This window comes from Treponema sp. R6D11 (assembly GCF_054786075.1).
On record NZ_BDHD01001485.1, the window covers coordinates 1 to 241 of the forward strand.

The following is a 241-nucleotide window of genomic DNA, read 5'->3' on the forward strand; positions in this document are numbered from 1 at the left end:
TTATACAATTAGAAGGCGGCGGTGTGATTTTTTTTGAACGCGGCTACCATAAGTACCTTGAAGCTTTTCCCGCTCTTTCAGGCGGACTGTCGGCGGGTTGGCGTATTAATCTTGGTAATTACTGGTATATAGAACCGGCAGGACGGGTAGGTTATCCGCATATTTGGGGAGCCAGCTTAACGGTCGGAATCAGATTTAAAAATCAAAAAACAAATATCGATGAACAAAAAAATGGAATTGA

At 42.3% G+C, this 241-nt stretch carries 1 protein-coding gene; it reads left to right on the plus strand.

The features are described 5' to 3' along the window. Positions 1-23: 23 nt before the first annotated feature. Positions 24-241 (plus strand): hypothetical protein (locus tag ACYVTD_RS19170; protein ID WP_461249166.1); only part of this gene is annotated, 218 nt, incomplete at its 3' end.